The 16300-nt window shown below is 63.0% G+C and carries 13 protein-coding genes, 1 tRNA gene, 1 other RNA gene and 1 pseudogene; 10 read left to right on the top strand and 6 right to left on the bottom strand.

From position 1 onward, the window contains the following. Positions 1-74: 74 nt before the first annotated feature. The 4 genes and pseudogenes from L7A20_RS07445 to L7A20_RS07430 all read left to right on the top strand — a co-directional run bounded on the left by L7A20_RS07445 (position 75) and on the right by L7A20_RS07430 (position 3262). Positions 75-494, top strand: a complete 420-nt coding sequence (locus L7A20_RS07445) for an organic hydroperoxide resistance protein (RefSeq protein WP_237186960.1) — start codon at positions 75-77, stop codon at positions 492-494. Between the two features lie 66 nt (positions 495-560). Further along, positions 561-1928 (top strand): annotated as a pseudogene (tgt, locus tag L7A20_RS07440) (tRNA guanosine(34) transglycosylase Tgt); the annotation flags it as partial. A gap of 237 nt (positions 1929-2165) precedes the next feature. After that, complete coding sequence (locus L7A20_RS07435) at positions 2166-2666, top strand: SRPBCC family protein (protein ID WP_237222968.1); 501 nt, start codon at positions 2166-2168, stop codon at positions 2664-2666. Between the two features lie 113 nt (positions 2667-2779). Next, on the top strand, positions 2780-3262 hold the full coding sequence (locus L7A20_RS07430) for an SRPBCC family protein (protein ID WP_237222967.1): 483 nt from the start codon (positions 2780-2782) through the stop codon (positions 3260-3262). Positions 3263-3342: 80 nt separating this feature from the next. Here the strand turns inward: L7A20_RS07430 and L7A20_RS07425 are convergent, their stop codons facing one another. The 4 genes from L7A20_RS07425 to L7A20_RS07410 all read right to left on the bottom strand — a co-directional run bounded on the left by L7A20_RS07425 (position 3343) and on the right by L7A20_RS07410 (position 7847). Continuing rightward, the gene (locus L7A20_RS07425; RefSeq protein ID WP_237222966.1) at positions 3343-3834 is read right to left on the bottom strand and encodes an acyl-CoA thioesterase; all 492 of its coding nucleotides are present in this window, start codon (positions 3832-3834) and stop codon (positions 3343-3345) included. Between the two features lie 2 nt (positions 3835-3836). Further along, a complete protein-coding gene (locus L7A20_RS07420; protein ID WP_237222965.1) occupies positions 3837-5282 on the bottom strand; it encodes an amino acid permease in 1446 nt (481 codons plus the stop codon). Between the two features lie 128 nt (positions 5283-5410). After that, positions 5411-6868 (bottom strand): amino acid permease, encoded by a 1458-nt coding sequence (locus tag L7A20_RS07415; protein ID WP_237222964.1) that lies wholly within the window; start codon positions 6866-6868, stop codon positions 5411-5413. 268 nt (positions 6869-7136) lie between these two features. Beyond that, positions 7137-7847, bottom strand: coding sequence for a queuosine precursor transporter (locus tag L7A20_RS07410; RefSeq protein WP_237222963.1), 711 nt, complete (start codon positions 7845-7847; stop codon positions 7137-7139). A gap of 219 nt (positions 7848-8066) precedes the next feature. On the opposite strand from L7A20_RS07410, the gene L7A20_RS07405 reads away from it, so the two are divergent. Beyond that, positions 8067-8735, top strand: a complete 669-nt coding sequence (locus tag L7A20_RS07405; protein ID WP_237205834.1) for a TetR/AcrR family transcriptional regulator — start codon at positions 8067-8069, stop codon at positions 8733-8735. Here the strand turns inward: L7A20_RS07405 and L7A20_RS07400 are convergent. Further along, on the bottom strand, positions 8732-9058 hold the full coding sequence (locus tag L7A20_RS07400) for a type II toxin-antitoxin system VapB family antitoxin (RefSeq protein WP_237222962.1): 327 nt from the start codon (positions 9056-9058) through the stop codon (positions 8732-8734). The two genes, L7A20_RS07405 and L7A20_RS07400, sit on opposite strands and share 4 nt — an antisense overlap. A 203-nt stretch (positions 9059-9261) precedes the next feature. On the opposite strand from L7A20_RS07400, the gene L7A20_RS07395 reads away from it, so the two are divergent. After that, the gene (locus L7A20_RS07395; RefSeq protein ID WP_237222961.1) at positions 9262-10362 is read left to right on the top strand and encodes an AAA family ATPase; all 1101 of its coding nucleotides are present in this window, start codon (positions 9262-9264) and stop codon (positions 10360-10362) included. Between the two features lie 30 nt (positions 10363-10392). Then, positions 10393-11253, top strand: a complete 861-nt coding sequence (gene pnuC, locus L7A20_RS07390) for a nicotinamide riboside transporter PnuC (RefSeq protein ID WP_237222960.1) — start codon at positions 10393-10395, stop codon at positions 11251-11253. A gap of 46 nt (positions 11254-11299) precedes the next feature. On the opposite strand, the gene L7A20_RS07385 is transcribed toward pnuC, so the two are convergent. Beyond that, positions 11300-11384 (bottom strand) — tRNA-Ser (locus L7A20_RS07385). 200 nt (positions 11385-11584) lie between these two features. On the opposite strand from L7A20_RS07385, the gene ffs reads away from it, so the two are divergent. The 3 genes from ffs (at position 11585) to recR (ending at position 16173) form a co-directional block, all read left to right on the top strand. Then, positions 11585-11681, top strand: an RNA gene (gene ffs, locus L7A20_RS07380) — signal recognition particle sRNA small type. Positions 11682-11954: 273 nt separating this feature from the next. Beyond that, complete coding sequence (locus L7A20_RS07375) at positions 11955-15050, top strand: DNA polymerase III subunit gamma and tau (RefSeq protein WP_237222959.1); 3096 nt, start codon at positions 11955-11957, stop codon at positions 15048-15050. A 13-nt stretch (positions 15051-15063) separates the two neighbouring features. Then, a complete protein-coding gene (gene recR, locus L7A20_RS07370; RefSeq protein WP_237222958.1) occupies positions 15064-16173 on the top strand; it encodes a recombination mediator RecR in 1110 nt (369 codons plus the stop codon). The last annotated feature ends 127 nt before the right edge of the window (positions 16174-16300 follow it).

Genomic DNA, 16300 nt, shown 5'->3' with positions numbered 1-16300 from the left:
TTATCAGCCAACAATTTACTTGCACGCAATTAGATTGTGTACAATCTAATTAAAACCTCATGAAAGGAAACCCCATGGAACCCCTCTACACCACCGAAGCCCTAGCAACCGGCGAAGGCCGCAACGGCCACGTCCGCACCGTTGACGGCGCTTTTGATGCCGATCTCGCCATTCCCGTTGAGATGGGTGGCTCCGGCAAGGGCCTGAACCCCGAGCAGCTTTTTGCCTCCGGCTACGCTGCCTGCTTCCACTCTGCCCTGCAGATGGTTGCCCGCATGCAGAAGAAGAACATCGAGGGCTCCTCCGTAGGGGCTAAGGTCTCTATCGGCAAGCAGGGCGAGGGCTTTGGTCTGGCTGTTGAGCTTGAGGTCGTCATCCCTGAGCTGCCCCAGGACGAGGCCCAGGCGCTGGCCGACGCAGCCCACCAGGTCTGCCCCTACTCCAATGCCACCCGCGGCAACATCCCCGTGACCGTCACCGTCTCTGACGACTAAGATCGCACCCCACACTCGCACCGAATGTCGCCGAAAGCTTCATAGGTATGTGCTTCCTGCATACCTATGAAGCTTTCGTTTACCCTCAAGGAGCGGGGCCACAGCGTCCTTCCGCACTCACCCGGTAGACTTGTTCCCGTGCTCAATACCGAATTTTCTGATCCCACTTTTTCTTTTGAACTGGGCAACCGCCTGACCGATACTGCCCAGCCCACCGGCAAGCAGGTGGACGCCAACGGCGGCGCCTTCCAGGGGCGTACCGGCGTCATTCACACCCCGCACGGCGATATCGCCACCCCCGCCTTCACCCCGGTGGGTACCAAGGCAACCGTCAAGGCCGTGCTGCCCGAGGCTATGAAAGATCTGGGCGCCCAGGCCCTGCTGGCCAACGCCTACCACCTCTACCTGCAGCCGGGGCCGGACGTCCTCGACACCGCAGGCGGCCTGGGTAAGTTCATGAACTGGGACGGCCCCACCTTCACCGACTCCGGGGGCTTCCAGGTGATGAGCCTGGGTTCCGGCTTCAAGAAGGTTATCGACATGGGTACCGTGGCCGGGGCTACCGGCGCGGACGGCCGCCCCATCGGCGACGACGACGTGGCGGCGGGCAAGGAACGCATGGCCCATGTGGACGACGACGGGGTCAACTTTAAGTCCCACATCAACGGCGATATTCACCGTTTCACCCCCGAGGTATCTATGCAGGTGCAGCACCAGATTGGTGCTGACATCATGTTTGCCTTCGATGAGCTGACCACCCTTTACAACTCCCGGGCCTACCAGGAAGAAGCCCTGGAGCGCACCCGCCTGTGGGCCCTGCGCTGTATTGCTGAGCACCAGCGCCTGACCGCTGAGCGGGTGGGCAAACCCTACCAGGCCCTCTTCGGCGTGATTCAGGGGGCCCAGTACGAGGATTTGCGCCGCAAGGCCTGCCGCGATTTAGGAGCCATGCCCTTTGACGGCTTTGGCCTGGGCGGGGCGCTCGAAAAGGAAAACCTGGGCACTATCGTGCGCTGGTGCAACGAGGAACTACCCGAGAACAAGCCCCGCCACCTGCTGGGCATTTCGGAGCCCGATGACATCTTCACCGGCATTGAAAACGGCGTCGACACCTTCGACTGTGTCTCCCCCACCCGCGTGGCCCGCAACGCGGCCGTTTACACCCCCGATGGCCGCTTCAACCTGACCAACGCCCGCTACCGCACCGACTTCTCCCCCATCTTCGAGGGCTGCGACTGCTACACCTGCACCCACTACACCCGCGCCTACCTGCACCACCTCTTCAAGGCCGACGAGCGCCTCTCAGCGACCCTGGCCTCGATTCACAATGAGCGTTTTATTGTGAAGATGGTGGACGACGCCCGCGCGGCGATCGACTCCGGGGAATATTTCGACTACCGCGATGAGTTCTTGGGTAAGTACTACGCCAAGAAGGTTGCCCAGCAAAAGGCCCAGGAAGAAGCCGCCGCGCGTAAGGCCGCTAAGGACGCCGAGCGGGCAGCTGCCGCCCAGGCCCGCTGGGAGGCCAATATGAAGGCAAAGGCTGAGGCCGAGGCCCGCCGGGCAGCCGAGAAGGCGGCCCAGGGTCAGGACGCCGGGGCGGACGCGTCCGCGCAGCCTAAAACCGACCAGGCCGACACCACCAAGCCCACCAGCGATGAGAAGTAGAGCATGAACGACTTTAAGATTGACGACCTCAAGCCCGAGGAAACCATCACCTACCGCCACGAGTTCGCGGCGACCCCTCAGCAGGTCTTTGAGGCCTTTACCAACCCCACTCTCTTTATCAAGTGGTTTGGCCCTGCCGATTGGAAGATTATTCCCAACACCCTGACCCTGGAACCGGTGATTGGTGGACGCAAGCAGTTCGTCATGCGCCACAAGGATCAGGCTAAGTTCCAGGCCCCCATGTACATGCGCTTTGTGACTCTAGCCGAGCCCCACACCATCGAATACCGGGAGGCCCTGCCCACCCCGTCCGGCCAGCCCTCAGACACCCTGATTGGCCTGCGTCTTGAGTTCGAGGCAGGCACCGCGGTGACCGAGGACGGCGTCGGCGAAGGCACCATTCTGAAGCTCACCCAGGGCCCCCTGCCCTCCGGTGTGCACGAGCAGACCCTGGCCTCCTGGCAGGGCTCCTTCGGCAAGCTGGCCAAACTGCTCGCACGCTAAGCGCCCTCGCTCTCGTCCTCTACACCCCCGCAAAAGTGCACATGCCTGTCACTTTTCACAGGGCATATGCACTTTTTAAGCGGTATCTACTCAACAAGGAGAATCCATGAACTTTGATTTTGACACCATCGCCCCCCGAAGAAGTCCTGACCTTTACCCACGATTTTGAGGCAACCCCCGAGGCCCTCTACGAGGCTTTCACCTCAGCAGAACTGATACCCCAGTGGTTCGGCCCCGAGGGCTTCACCGTGCCCCTCAACACCGTTGAGATTGACGTGCGTGAGGGCGGCGCCCAGAAGTTCGTCATGGTCAGCGAAGAGAACCCCGAGTTCACCTCCCCCGTCAACGGTACCTTCCACAAGCTGGTGCCCGGTGAGCTGATTGAAGGCTACGAGGCTATTGGTGAGGAACTGGCTGAAGCCCATGGCATGGAGGCTGGTTCTTATTTCCTCAACCGCACCGCTTTCGAGAAGATTGACGAGTCTACCACCCGCGTCACCATCACCCAGGGTCCGCTCGACCCGGCTATGCACGAAATGTCGGTAGCTGGCTGGAAGTCCTCTTTCAACAAGCTCAACCGCGTCCTCGCAGCCTAAAGACTCAAGCGCCATATAAAAAGTGCACGTGTCCTGCCAAAAGTGGAGGGCACGTGCACTTTTTAAAGGGCATCTACAATCTAGGCTGCCAGCTGCTCCCGCTGTTCGGCGCTCAGGCGCACCAGGGAGCCGGTCTCAACATTGAAGAAGGCCAGGGTGGTGCTGGCTGAAACGCAGTGGACGCCGGTCACCGGGTCGTATAGTTCGTAGCCCACAACCAGCGAAGCTGCCGTCACTTTACTAACCTGCATCTGCACCCGCACCGGCACCCCGCGGTAGGCTAGGGGGCTGCGGTACTTAACGTGGTTTTCAGCGACCAGGGCCTGGGTGCCGGTAGGCAGGCTTTCAAAAAGGGGAAGCTGCGCGGACGCCCGCCCCGGCTGGCTCTCAGTCGGCTGGCTCCCGGCGCTCTCCCCCGCGACCGGCGCAGGTTCGCCGGACGAGGGAGGCGGCCCGAAGAGGGCAACGCGGGCTTCTTCGAGCACCTGCATCATGGTCACGTTGTTGACGTGGCCGTAGGCGTCCATGTCGCCCCAGCGCAGGGGAACCTCGACCTCATAGACTGCACCCATACCTAGCCCCTGCCACCGCTGTGGGCTGCCACGGCGGCGTCTGCCTCGGCGAAGGCGTCCTCGTGCCCGGTGTGCACGCGCTTGACCACGCCGAAGTAGATCATGGTCAGAATCAGGAAGTAGGCGATGCCCATGGTGGCCGGGGCAGCGTTGCCGGTGCGGGCGAAGAGAGCCGCCCAGATAGCCAGCAGCAGGAAGATACCCAGGCCAGCGGTAACCCGCCCGCCCCACATGCGGAAGGCCGAAGAGTTACCCTCAACCCCCTTGAAGGCGATGTAGGCCAGCAGAATCAGAACCCATACGGTGAGGGCGCAGACCATGGTCAGGGTCATCATCAGACCAAAGGCCTGGCCGGGCAGGAAGAGGGCCAGCAGAATCGCCAGCACCACGCCCGAGGTTGAAGCCCACATGGCCAGCACGGGAATGCCTCCACCGCTGACGCGGGCCAGGGGCGCAGGTGCCATCTTCTCACTCGCCAGGGAGTGCAGCAGGCGGGTGCCCGCGTAGAGATTGGCGTTGGCGGCGGACAGGGCGGCAACCAGAATAATGAAGTTGGTGATGGAGGCAATGGCCGGAACACCGACTTCTGAGAAGACCAGCACGAAGGGTGAGGCTTCAACGGAGCCGTCGAGCTGGGCGGCTGACTGCCAGGGAATAATCGATACCACGATGAAGAGGGCGACCACATAGATAGTAGCCAGGCGCCACATGTTCGCCTTGGTCGAGGCCCGTACCGAGCGCACCGGGTCCTTGGCCTCAGCCGCTGAAATGGAGAGCATTTCGATGCCGCCGAAGGAGAACATGACCACGGCCAGTGAGAGCCAGATGCCGTGGAAGCCGGTGGGCATGAAGCCGCCGTCGTTGGTCAGGTTGCCAGTGCCGGTGGCCTCGTGGCCGGGGAAGCCCACAAAGACCAGGGCCAGGCCCACCACCACGAAAAGCAGCAGGGCGATGACCTTGATGGAGGACAGGAAGAACTCCATGGTGCCAAAGTACTTGACCGAGCGAATGTTCAGCAGCACAATTACAGCACCAAAGAGCACGATGCCCACCCACAGGGGCAGGGAGGGCCACCAGTACTGCAGGTAGGTAGCAACCGCGACCAGCTCAATACCGGTGATAATGGCGGTGACGGTCCAGTAGGCCCAGCGGGTCAGGTAGCCGGCGTAGGGGCCCAGGTAGCGGCCAGCGATGGAGCCGAAGCCACCGCGCACCGGGTAGCGCACGGCCATTTCGCCGGTAGAGGCGGCAATAATGGCGGCGACCAGGGAGCCGATAGCGTAGGCCAGAATGACGGCCGGGCCCGCCAGGGCGATAGCGCCCGAGGAGCCCAAAAAGAGGCCGGTACCCAGGGCCGAGCCCAGCACAATCATGGTCATCTGCCCGTGCGTGAGTGAGCGTTTGAGGGTGGTCGCCTGGGCCTGCCCCTGCGGAGGTGTGTGTGCCACGGTAAGCCTTACTGTGAGAAAACGTCGTGTGCGGTAGCGGTGTTAATGCGCGGACGCCGGTGCGCTGCTCCCCTGCCGGGCGGCGGGGAGCGGGCTACCGGCGTCCTTGTGTAGACCTGCTACTGATTTTATCGCTGTTTTGTGCCGTCGACGACGGGCACCTGGGTGGTGACGGTGCGGACCTCTTCAAAGGCGTCGTCTGAGGTGCTGATGTTCTTGTTAACACCGGCGAAGTAGATGACGGTGATCAGGCCGAAGAAGCCCAGGCCCACGAAGATGGAGGGGAGCATGGAGCCGCCTGCGAAGAACATAGCGATGAAGGTGGCGATCACGCCGGTCAGGCCAACCGCTGCGGTGGCTGAGCCGCCGAAAACGCGGAAGGGGGAGGCGTCGCCTTCGACCTTCTTGTAGGCCATGTAGGACAGCAGAATCATGGACCAGACCACCAGCACGCTGACGGTGACCAGGGCCATCATGTAGCCGAAGATTCCGCCCACACCCGAGATGGCCATAATCATGGCGACCACAGCTCCCAGGGACGAAACGGTCAGGGCCAGGGCGGGGATGCCCGAGGAGCTAGTGCGGGAGAGAACCTTGGGTGCCATGCCCTCGTGTCCCAGGGCGTGCAGCAGGCGGGTGGCTGCATAGAGGGCGGCGTTTGCGCCGGAGAGGGCTGCGGTCAGCAGGATGAAGTTGGTGATACCGCCGATGTAGGGAATACCCAGTTCGGTGAAGACCATAACGAAGGGGGAACCTTCGATGTCCTTGCCCAGGGCGGCTGCGCTCGTCCAGGGGATGATGGCAACCACGATGAAGAGGGAGAGCACGTAGAAGGTTGCCAGGCGCCACATCATAGCCTTAGCTGAGGAGCGTACGGAGCGCACCGGGTCCTTAGCTTCTGCTGCGGAGATGGAGATCAGCTCGATACCGCCGAAGGAGAACATGACCACGGCCAGGGCGATCCAGATGGAGGACAGGCCGTTGGGCATAAAGCCGCCGTGGGCGGTGAGGTTGGAGACGCCGGTGGCGTCCTGGCCGGGCAGGCCGAAGAAGACCAGGGCCAGGCCAAAGATGATAAAGAGGACGACCGCGCTCACCTTAATGGAGGAGAGGAAGAATTCCACCACACCGAAGGACTTGACGCTGGTCAGGTTGAGCACGAAAATCGCACCGCCCGCGATGAGCACCCAGATCCAGAGAGGGACGTTGGGGTACCAGTAGGCCATGTAGGCGCCAACGGCTACGACCTCGGCACCGGCCAGGGTTACGGTGGTCATCCAGTAGGCCCAGCGGGTCAGGTAGCCCGCGTAGGGGCTGAGGAACTTACCGGCGATGGTGCCGAAGCCGCCGCGTACGGGGTAGCGCACGGCCATTTCACCGGCGCAAGCGCCGATAATAGCGGCAATCAGTGAGCCGATAGCGTAGGAGACGATGACGGCCGGGCCCGCGATAGAGATAGCTGCGCCGGAGCCCAAAAAGAGGCCGGTACCCACGGCGAGGCCGAGGGCAATCATGGTGAGCTGGCCGTGGGAGAGGGCGCGGCTGAGGTTGCCGCCCTCCTGCTGGCCGGTGGTGGTTGATGCCACGGGTGCCCTCCCTTTCAAGAGAGTGTGGTGTATGCAATGAACCGAAAGTTTACACAGGTTTTCTGAGGGAAAACCGGTCTTCAGTGCTCACCATTATGCAGTGAGAGACACATCACCCCCTTGGTGGCGGGTGCAGGGCACTTGGCAGGAGGTGCGCGACAGGCGGACGTCCGTGGCGGCGAGCGTCCGCCCCCACCTGAGTGCCCACGAGACTCTCGCAGCGCTTAGGCCGCGAGTGGACGCCGCGCGAGTCTGGTGGGCGCTCGCTTTAGCGGGCAGGGCTGTAGGTGGGTTCCTTGCGCTTGAACCAGCCGATGACGGGGTAGGTGATGGGCAGCAGGAGTAGCTCTACGGCGCACTTGTACACGTAGCCCACGATGACGTAGTTGAGGAAGTCGCCGAAACTTGTAATTCCAATAATGGGAGCGGCGATGGAGCAGAAGATGACGGTGTCGGCCAGTTCGCCGACCAGGGTTGAGCCCATGAGTCGGCCCCAGAGGTGGCGGCCGCCGGTTGCCGCTTTGAGCTTCACCAGCACCCAGGAGTTCAGTAGCTGGCCCGCCAGGAAGCCCAGCAGGGAGCCCGCAAGAATCTGGGGCACGGGGCCCAGTACGGTTTCAAGGGCGGCCTGCCCCTCGTAGAAGTCGGCGGCGGGTAGGGCGATGAGCACCCAGAAGCTAGCGGCGGCGGCAGCAGCGGCAACGAAGCTGGTGATAATGGCGCGGCGGGCGAGTTTAAAGCCGTAAATTTCGCTGATCACATCGCCCAGCACGTAGGCCAGGGGGAAGAGGAAGAAGCCGCCGTCGGTGATGATTGACCCGAAGGTGACGCCCTTGGTAGCCCCGATGTTAGAGAGAATAAAGACCACGCAGGTGGCTGCCAGAAGCAGGTCGTAGTAGGTGCGGGTGGGGCGGGCGAAGCCGGTATCAGCGCCCTGCTTGTGGGCGGACGCCGGTGAGCTGGTGGGAGGTGTAGACACAGTTATCCCCTGGGTTGAGTATCGGTTTGAAGAGTGCCCACCTGCCACCTGGGCGCCCACTAGCTTACCGATTTTTAGGCAACCCCGCACGATTTACCGGGTGTGGGGTGGGGCGCAGCGGCGTCCGCACCGGTGGACCAGCGGCAGGTTTTGCTGACAGTTTGCTGGGTTCTGTCGTGAAAAATAGGTTTTAGTGACAGATAGCGGTAAGGTGTCATTATGCCTCGAATTACCGCCGCCACCAACGCCGCCCAGCGCGAGAACACCAAGCGCGCTATTCTCGATTCCTTCGGCCGTCTGCTCTACGAGCGCGGCCTGCCCGGCCTCACCATGACCCACGTGGCCAAGACCGCCGGTATCGGCCGCACCGCGGTGTACAACTACTTTGCCGACATGGGCGAACTTCTCATTGCCTACGCCCTCGATGAGACCGAGCGCTTCCTCACCGAACTGCGTGAGGCCCTGGCCGGAGTGGAAAACCCCATCGACCAGCTGGCTGTCTACGTACGCCTACAGATTGAGGACCTTTCCCGCCGCCACATGCCCCCCGGCCCCGCCATGCGATCGGTCCTCTCCCCCGAGGCTTTTGCCAAGCTGGGTGACCATGTGCGCGAGCTCCAGATGGTCCTGGCAGGTATTCTGTCTGCTGCTATCGAGCGTGGCTACCTGCCCGAGAATGATATCCGCGAGCTGGCTCAGCTGGTGCATGGCTCCCTCTCATCGAGCGCCGACCGCACCGACGAGGCCAGCAGCATCGAAGCCCGCGAGCGCCACATTGAGAGCACCATTCGCTTTATTCAGATGGGCCTGGGAGCTCGTTTTGATGAGAGCGGACGCCCCGTACGCCTGGACGGCACCCCGGAGCTGCACCTGGTTGCAGCGTCCTAATGTCCCGGCTCCAGAAGTGAGGGGGCCAGGGCATCTAGGTCGAGCACGCGGGCGTACATGACGGCGCGGCGCTGTAGGGCGGTACGCAGGGCGCGGTGGACGCCGTCTTCAAGGTAGAGTTCGCCCCGGTAGCGGACGACATGAGGGAAGAGGTCCCCGTAGAAGGTGGAGTCTTCAGCCAGGAGGGTTTCGAGGTTGAGATTCTTCTGGGTGGTAATGAGGCGGTCTAGCCGGACTTGGGAGGGGGCGATGGAGCCCCAGGTGCGCTGGGTGAGCCCGTGGTCTGGGTAGGGGCGGGTGTCGCCGACTCCTTTGAAAATCATGCGCTCTATTGTACGCCGAGAAGCGGCTAGCGCCCGGCAGAGTCGCAGCGAGAAGCACCGCACCAGCACCCTAAAGTGCCGCCGGTCACATTCGTGACACTCTATTACTTAGAGTCATATTGACCTTATTTGCTTTGGTGGTGCTTCGGGTGTTTAATCATGGCTATGCGCGGGCCACCAGCCCGCCCCAGCCCAAGGACACCATGCTTTACAAAAAACAGCTCACCGGCTCCCACGTGGGACTCGTGGTGGGCAGCTTCGCTCCCCTGCACCGCGGCCATATCGACCAGATTCTGCGTGCCAAGAAAGAGAACCCCGGCGGCACCCTGGTAATTGTCGCCGGTTCCCAGCAGGACGCCGGTGAGCAGGCGGGCATGAAGCACACCAAGCGCTACCGCTATGTGTCTGAGCACTTTAAGAACGATCCCCTCGTCATTGTCGATTCCCTCGATGAAACCGATCTCACCAGCCCCGAAGCCTGGGATGACGCCCTGGACGGCTTCTGGGCTACCCACGTGGCGGCGGGCGCTGAGCGCCGCCTCTACCTGCTCGATGAAGAGCACATCTCCCGCTTTCGGGCAGGGTATCAGGACGCCGACGGGCAGCAGGCCGCGCGCCTGGCACCCTGCCAGCTACCGGCGTCCGAACCGGAAATCCGGGCCAACCCGCTGACCCACTGGGACCTCATCGCCCCGCCCTTCCGCCGTTTCTTTACCCGCAACGTCCTGGTGATGGGGGCTGCCTCGGGCGGCAAAACCACCCTGGTGGAGGACCTCGGCAAGCTCTACAACGCCCCCTACTCCTACGAGTACGCCCGGGTCTACCAGGTCGAGGCCAATATCCGCGATGAGGACTATGACCTGCTGGACTACCAGAACGTGCTCACCGGCCAGTTCAACCTCAACCGGGAGACCATCGACAACCCCGGCAACCGGGGCCTTACCCTCATGGACACCGACGCCATGGTCACCAAGGCCTATGCCGCCATGAGCGCCGCCGACCCCGCCAGCGAACTGAGCGAAAGCGACTACGCCAAGCTACTGCCCCTGGCTGACTCCCTGATTGCCAAGGCCCGCTGGGATTTAATTCTCTTTATCCCGCCGGTGGGGGCCTCCGGCTACACCCTCGACGGCTTCCGCTCCCAGACCAATAACTCCGATGACTACCTTGGCGAGATTTCCCGCATCATGCTGGCCGAGGTTGAGGCAGCCGGTCTACTCGACCGCCTGGTCCTGCTGGACGGCGCGGGCTACGCTGAGCGCTATGAGCAGGCCAAGGCCGCTATCGAACGTCTACTCCCCTAACTTCCTACCCCTGTCACCGAAAGAATCATCATGAGCGCACCCCTGACTAACCAGGCGCCGGCCAACCCCCTGGCCCGCCTTGCCAAGGCCACCTACACCGACCTCTTCACCGGCTACAGCCCCTTCGAGAAGGTCTTCTTCCCCGCCCTGATTCTGCTGCAGGTCGTGGTCAGCACCGTGGCCTTTGAGGGCTGGCTGAGCTTCATCACGGCTTTTGCAGGCATGGTCTGCGTGATTCTGGTGGGCAAGGGGCGCCTGTCGAACTACTTCTTCGGCATCGTGCAGAACGTGCCCTACCTGGTGCTGGCCTACCAGGCCTACTTCATCGGCGAAATTACTATCGCCGCCTTCTATGTGCTCACCCAGTTCTGGGGCCTCTACATGTGGCGCAAGAACATGCGAGCAGCCAAGACCCGGCCAGAGTTGGGCGGCGCCTCCTTTGACGGGGCAGGGCAGCTGGCCGGTAGCCGCGCGGCGAGCACGGGCGCGGACGCCGGTGGGCAGGGGGCGGCGTCCGCCCTGGCTAGTGCTGCCCAAGGCACCGCCCTGGATGTGCAGACCCGCCGCCTGACCCTGCCCGCTATCGCGGGCGTACTGGCACTACTGGCCGCAGCATCGTGGGGCTACGGGGTGCTACTGAACGGTTGGGGTTCTAACCAGCCCTACGTTGACGCCTTCACCACCGTCATCGCCCTGATTTCGCAGGTGCTGATGGTCTACCGCTTCCGCGAGCAGTGGGTCGGCTGGCTGGTACTGAACGCCGTGCAGATCTACCTGTGGTCAACCGTGGAGGGCGGCGGCAACATGGCCATCATGGCCATGTACCTGGGCTTTATCGCCAACTCGGTCTACGGCTGGTACAACTGGACCAAGCTGTCTCGCAAGAGCTAAAAAGAAAAAGCCGGTTTCATCAAGTGGGCGATGAAACCGGCTTCAGCGGAGGATGGGGGATTTGAACCCCCGAGGGCGTGAACCCAACACGCGTTCCAGGCGTGCGCCATAGGCCGCTAGGCGAATCCTCCAGGCTGTTGCTTAGCTATATGCATAGCTTCACGAAAGCGAACAGATACGAGCATACCCCATGCCCGGGCGTCCGCGCAAATTCATAGCTGCGGCGGGCGCGCCCGTCCTCCCCTCATCGCGCCAGGGAGCACCTCCGCGCTTACTTAAGAAGCTCTCTCTACCGCCCTTTGTTTTTCGTGGCGGCTTAGGGTACAGTTGTTGGAGCCCCTTACGTGGCGTCATCTTGGAAAACTCCCCCAGGGCCGGAAGGCAGCAAGGGTATCTGGGCTCTGACGGGTGCGTAGGGGGTCTTTATTTTGCCCAAATCTGCCAGCCTCCCCACTAGGGACCAGAAAAATCACAATAGTATGTGTGGGCGTTAGGGATTTCGGGAGGAATCTGGTCCCTACTGACGCACAGCGGGGCGGACGCCGGGAGCAGCTTAAGCCTTTCGCGCACGGTTCTTAAAACGTCAGCCACCCCCACTACACTGTTAACCAGCACACCCGGGGCGGCGAGCGCCTGATTCTTTCTCTTGCTTTTCTCCCTGGGCCGGGCTCAGTTTTTCTGCACTCAACCGAAGGTTTATTGTGAGCACTGCGCTGTATCGCCGTTATCGCCCTGAGTCGTTTGCCGACGTTATCGGGCAGGAGCATGTCACCGAACCTCTCATGACTGCCCTTGAGAAGAACAGGGTGAACCACGCCTACCTGTTCTCGGGGCCGCGTGGGTGTGGCAAGACCACTTCGGCGCGTATTTTGGCGCGCTGCCTCAACTGTGCCCAGGGACCCACTCCTACCCCGTGTGGTGTGTGTGAGTCCTGTAAGGAGCTTTCCCGCGACGGTGGCGGTTCCCTCGATGTGATTGAGATGGACGCCGCCAGCCACGGCGGTGTGGATCACGCCCGTGACCTGCGTGAACGCGCTACTTTTGCGCCGGTGCGTGACCGCTACAAGATTTTCATTATCGACGAGGCGCACATGGTCACCCGTGAGGGCTTCAACGCCCTGCTCAAGATCGTGGAAGAGCCCCCGGCGCACATTAAGTTTATTTTTGCGACCACCGAGCCTAACAAGGTGCTCGGCACTATTCGTTCGCGTACTCACCACTACCCCTTCCGCCTGGTGCCCCCGCAGATTCTGGGGGACTACCTGGCTAAGCTCTGCGCCGAAGAGGGTGTTAAGGTCGCCGATGGCGTGCTGCCGCTGGTTGTCCGCGCCGGTGGCGGTTCGGTGCGTGACTCGCTGTCGATCCTTGACCAGCTCATGGCGGGTGCCTCGGACGAGCAGGGCATCTCCTACGACCTGGCCGTTGCCCTGCTGGGCTTTACCCACGGCGAGTTGCTCGACGAGGTTGTCGATGCTTTTGCTTCTGGTTCTGCCGCCGAGGTGTTCGCCTCGGTCGATAGGGTGGTTCAGACCGGTCAGGATCCCCGCCGTTTTGTCGAGGACCTGCTCGAACGTTTCCGCGACTTGATTATTGTCAAAGCTGTACCCGATTCAGCGGGTTCAATTCTGCGAGGCCTGGCCGCTGACCAGCTTGATCGTATGCGGGCTCAGGCTGAGCAGCTGGGTTCGGCGGAGCTGTCGCGGGCTGCGGACGTCACCAATGAGGCTCTCAATGAGATGAGCGGGGCTATGAACCCCCAGCTTCACCTGGAACTTCTGTGCGCCCGTATTCTGCTGGCCGCCGGGGAGCAGGGGGTTGGCAACCTAGCGGCCCGCCTGGATCGGCTTGAGCGCAGGCTGGCCTCGGGTCAGTTCCCTGCACCCGCCGGTGGCGGTTCTGGGCAGGCGGGTTTCAGCAATACCGGTGCGGACGCCGCCAGCCCCCTGGCGCGCGCCCGGCAGCAGCTAGCCCAGCAGGGTGGCGTCGAAGGTCAAGCCCCTGCTCAGCAGGCTCAGTCTCAGCAGCAGGCCCAGTCTCAGCAGCAAGCTCAGCCCCAACCTCAAGACCAGCCCAGCCAGCAGGGCCAGCCCGTTCAGCAAACTCAGGCTCCTGCCCAGTCGGGCGGCGCGCCTCTAGCCGCTGCCCCCTTGGCTGGGGCTCCTTTAGCGGGCGCTCCCTTGAGCGGGGCCCCGTTAGCAGGCCGGGGTGTTCCGCCACTCGGTGGGCCCCAGCAGTCTGCCCAATCTCCTCAGAGCGCCCAGCCCGTCCAGGCCGGGCAGCAGGCGTCCGCGCCTCAGAGCCCAGCGCGTCCGGTGCCCGGTGAAAACACGGTCGACATGGTGGCGAACTCCTGGGCCGATGTAGTGGCCAAGGTGCCTGCCCCCTTTGCCCGGGCCCAGTTTGCCCTGTGTGAGCCGTCCAAGTTTGAAAACGGAGCCCTCTTCCTGCGGGCCGAGCTGCCCGTACTTAAGGCCGTCAAGGAGTACCTGCCCCAGCTTCAGCAGGCCCTCTTCCAGGTGCTGGGTCTGCAGGTACAGCTACGCGGTGAAATCAAGAAGCCCGGCGACGGCGGCGATAACCCCGGTGGTGGGCGCCCTGGCGGCGGACGTCCCGGCGGCCCCGGCGGGGCAGGCCCGTCAGGCGGAAGCCTGGCCCCCGCGCCCCAGGCTGTGAACAGGCAGCCCGCTGCCGATGTCGCTGAGGGCCCGCGCGGTGGCGACCAGGCCTGGGCAGCGCACGGCCAGCCCCGCTCACCGGAGCCTCCCTCGTGGAGCCCCGATGACTGGAACAACCCCGTCACCTCCTGGTCGGTAGCAGCTATCCCCAGCGGTGATGCGGCCGAGGCCCCCGAGGAACAGGCGCCATCAGCCCCGCGTCTGCGTGTGATTGAGGGTGAGGCCGACCCCGTCGAAATTGCCAAGGCCCAGCACCCCTCCCGCGGCCCCCAGGAACAGCAGAATATTGCCCTAGCGCGCGATACCGCCCAGGAGTCAGAGGACGCCGACCCCGCCTCCCAGGTGCCCCACGAGGATAGCCCGCACGCGGTTTCCCTTGAGCCCGTCCCCACCAGTGAGGGTCTGGCCGAGCAGGGGCACAAGGACGCCGATAATGCTGCCCTGCAAGAAGAGGCCAAGAGCGAAAATAGCCCTGCCCCCCAGGCATCAGGCCAGGCCCAGACCCCGCCCCAGGCACCAGCGCCAAGCCAAACACCAGCCCCGAACCAAGCCCCGGTAGCCTACGAGTACGCTGACTACGACGGCGGTTACTTTGACGATGCCCCCGAGGACGAACCCGAGTACGTCGCCGGGGTTGGCTACCTTAAGGCAGAGTCTTCGCAGGGAGCCCCGGCTCAACCAGCTGTTCAGTCAACCGCTCAGACACCGGCACCTGCTGCCGCTCGTGCCCCGCAGACAGCCCCCTCTTCGAGTGCTCCCCTGGCAGGCGCTTCTAGCGCCCCCGGTGCCCCCCTGGCGCAGGGCACGCAAGCCCCGGCGTCCGCACCGGACCAGAACGAGCGGCAGAAGGAACAGCAGAGCCAACAGGCACACCCCCAGCCCGCCCCCGAACAGCCCGGCGGTAAGAAGCTCTCCTTCCGAGAGCGCCACGCCGCCCAGATTGCGGCCGGCCAGCGGGCTGTTCAGCAGGCCCAGGCCCCGGAACCGGTGGACGCTCCCGAGGACTTCACCCCCAGCGATGACGATGCCGCCCTGGAGTCGTCCGTGCTGATTGGCCAGCGGGCCGTCGAAAAGATTTTGGGCGGCAAAGTAATTGACGAACAGCCCCTTCACCAGGGCTAACAAGGAGTTTTTTGTGTACGAGAGTGCCGTCCAGAACCTGATTGACGAGCTGGGCCGCCTACCCGGTGTGGGCCCCAAGTCAGCCCAGCGTATCGCCTTCTACATTTTGAATGCGGAAAGCTCTGAGATGGCCAAGCTCACCGACGCCATCGCGCGTGTGAAGAAGACCGTGAGCTTCTGCGAAATCTGCGGCAACGTCTCTGAAACCAAGCTCTGCGCTATCTGCCGCGATGAGCAGCGCGACCCGACTGTGCTGTGCGTGGTGGAGGAGTCCAAGGACGTGGTGGCCGTTGAGCGCACCCGCTCTTTTACCGGCCGCTACCATGTGCTGGGCGGGTCCATTAACCCTATGGCCGGTATCGGGCCGGAGCAGCTGCGCATCCGCGAGCTGGTGGCCCGTCTGTCGGACGAGCGCATCACCGAGCTGATTCTCGCCATGGACCCCAACCTTGAGGGTGAGGCTACCGCCACCTACCTCTCGCGCCTGCTGGTGCCCATCGGTATTCGCGTGTCGCGCCTGGCATCGGGTCTGCCGGTGGGCGGAGACCTAGAATACGCCGACGAAATCACCCTGGGTCGCGCCCTTGAGGGTCGCCGCATTATTAGCGAGGGCACCCGCGCTGAGGTCGCAAACCCCGCCGAAGATTTTGAGGCCGCCCTTGAGGCAGAAACCGAGGCCAAGGAGCAGCAGGCCGCAGCGGAGCAGGCAGCTAAGGGCCCGCGGGCCCGCTGGTCTGGTTCCATGTTCGATGATCTTGATAGCGAGGACGCCGCCACCCCATCCCCTGCCGAAGGGCAGGATGGCGGGGGGAAGCGTCCGGACGCTACCCCCGCAGCTCCCAGCGAACCGTCCCCGGCTGAGGGGCAGCAGGGGGACCTGAACGAAGAGCTGTTGGAACAGGAGCTGGCGGGCATTCCGGGTGAGCTATCTGCCGAAGAGAAGGCTGAACTCGCGGCGGCCGCCGCCTTTGAGGCTGAAGAAGCCGGTAAGGGCGTGCAGTCAGAAGAGCTACGCGATGCCTACGAAGCCAAGCTGGAAGAGCTCAAGAAGACCCCGCTACGCACGGTTGCCCCCGAAATCCCGCCGATTCCGGGTAAGACCTACGTGAACCCCTGGACCTAAACCCACGGGTCTGTAATTTAGCGTCACACACGTTATATTCCCGTCATTTGAGCAAAAATCGTTCAAGTGCGACACCCACCCCTACGATAGTTTTAGGCCGGAAAATGCCCGGCACCTTCAACACCTT

Origin of the sequence: Rothia nasimurium (assembly GCF_928381415.1) — a bacterium.
In the GTDB taxonomy this organism is placed as follows: domain Bacteria; phylum Actinomycetota; class Actinomycetes; order Actinomycetales; family Micrococcaceae; genus Rothia; species Rothia nasimurium_H.
The sequence above is the reverse complement of the archived record's forward strand: the minus strand, read 5'-3'. Positions and strand labels throughout refer to the sequence as shown.

Coding starts and splice junctions, on each gene's coding strand:
- L7A20_RS07445 (WP_237186960.1), top strand. CDS start 75: ATGGAACCCCTCTACACCACCGAAGCCCTAGCAACCGGCGAAGGCCGC.
- L7A20_RS07435 (WP_237222968.1), top strand. CDS start 2,166: ATGAACGACTTTAAGATTGACGACCTCAAGCCCGAGGAAACCATCACC.
- L7A20_RS07425 (WP_237222966.1), bottom strand. CDS start 3,834: ATGGGTGCAGTCTATGAGGTCGAGGTTCCCCTGCGCTGGGGCGACATG.
- L7A20_RS07405 (WP_237205834.1), top strand. CDS start 8,067: ATGCCTCGAATTACCGCCGCCACCAACGCCGCCCAGCGCGAGAACACC.
- L7A20_RS07400 (WP_237222962.1), bottom strand. CDS start 9,058: ATGATTTTCAAAGGAGTCGGCGACACCCGCCCCTACCCAGACCACGGG.
- L7A20_RS07395 (WP_237222961.1), top strand. CDS start 9,262: ATGCTTTACAAAAAACAGCTCACCGGCTCCCACGTGGGACTCGTGGTG.
- pnuC (WP_237222960.1), top strand. CDS start 10,393: ATGAGCGCACCCCTGACTAACCAGGCGCCGGCCAACCCCCTGGCCCGC.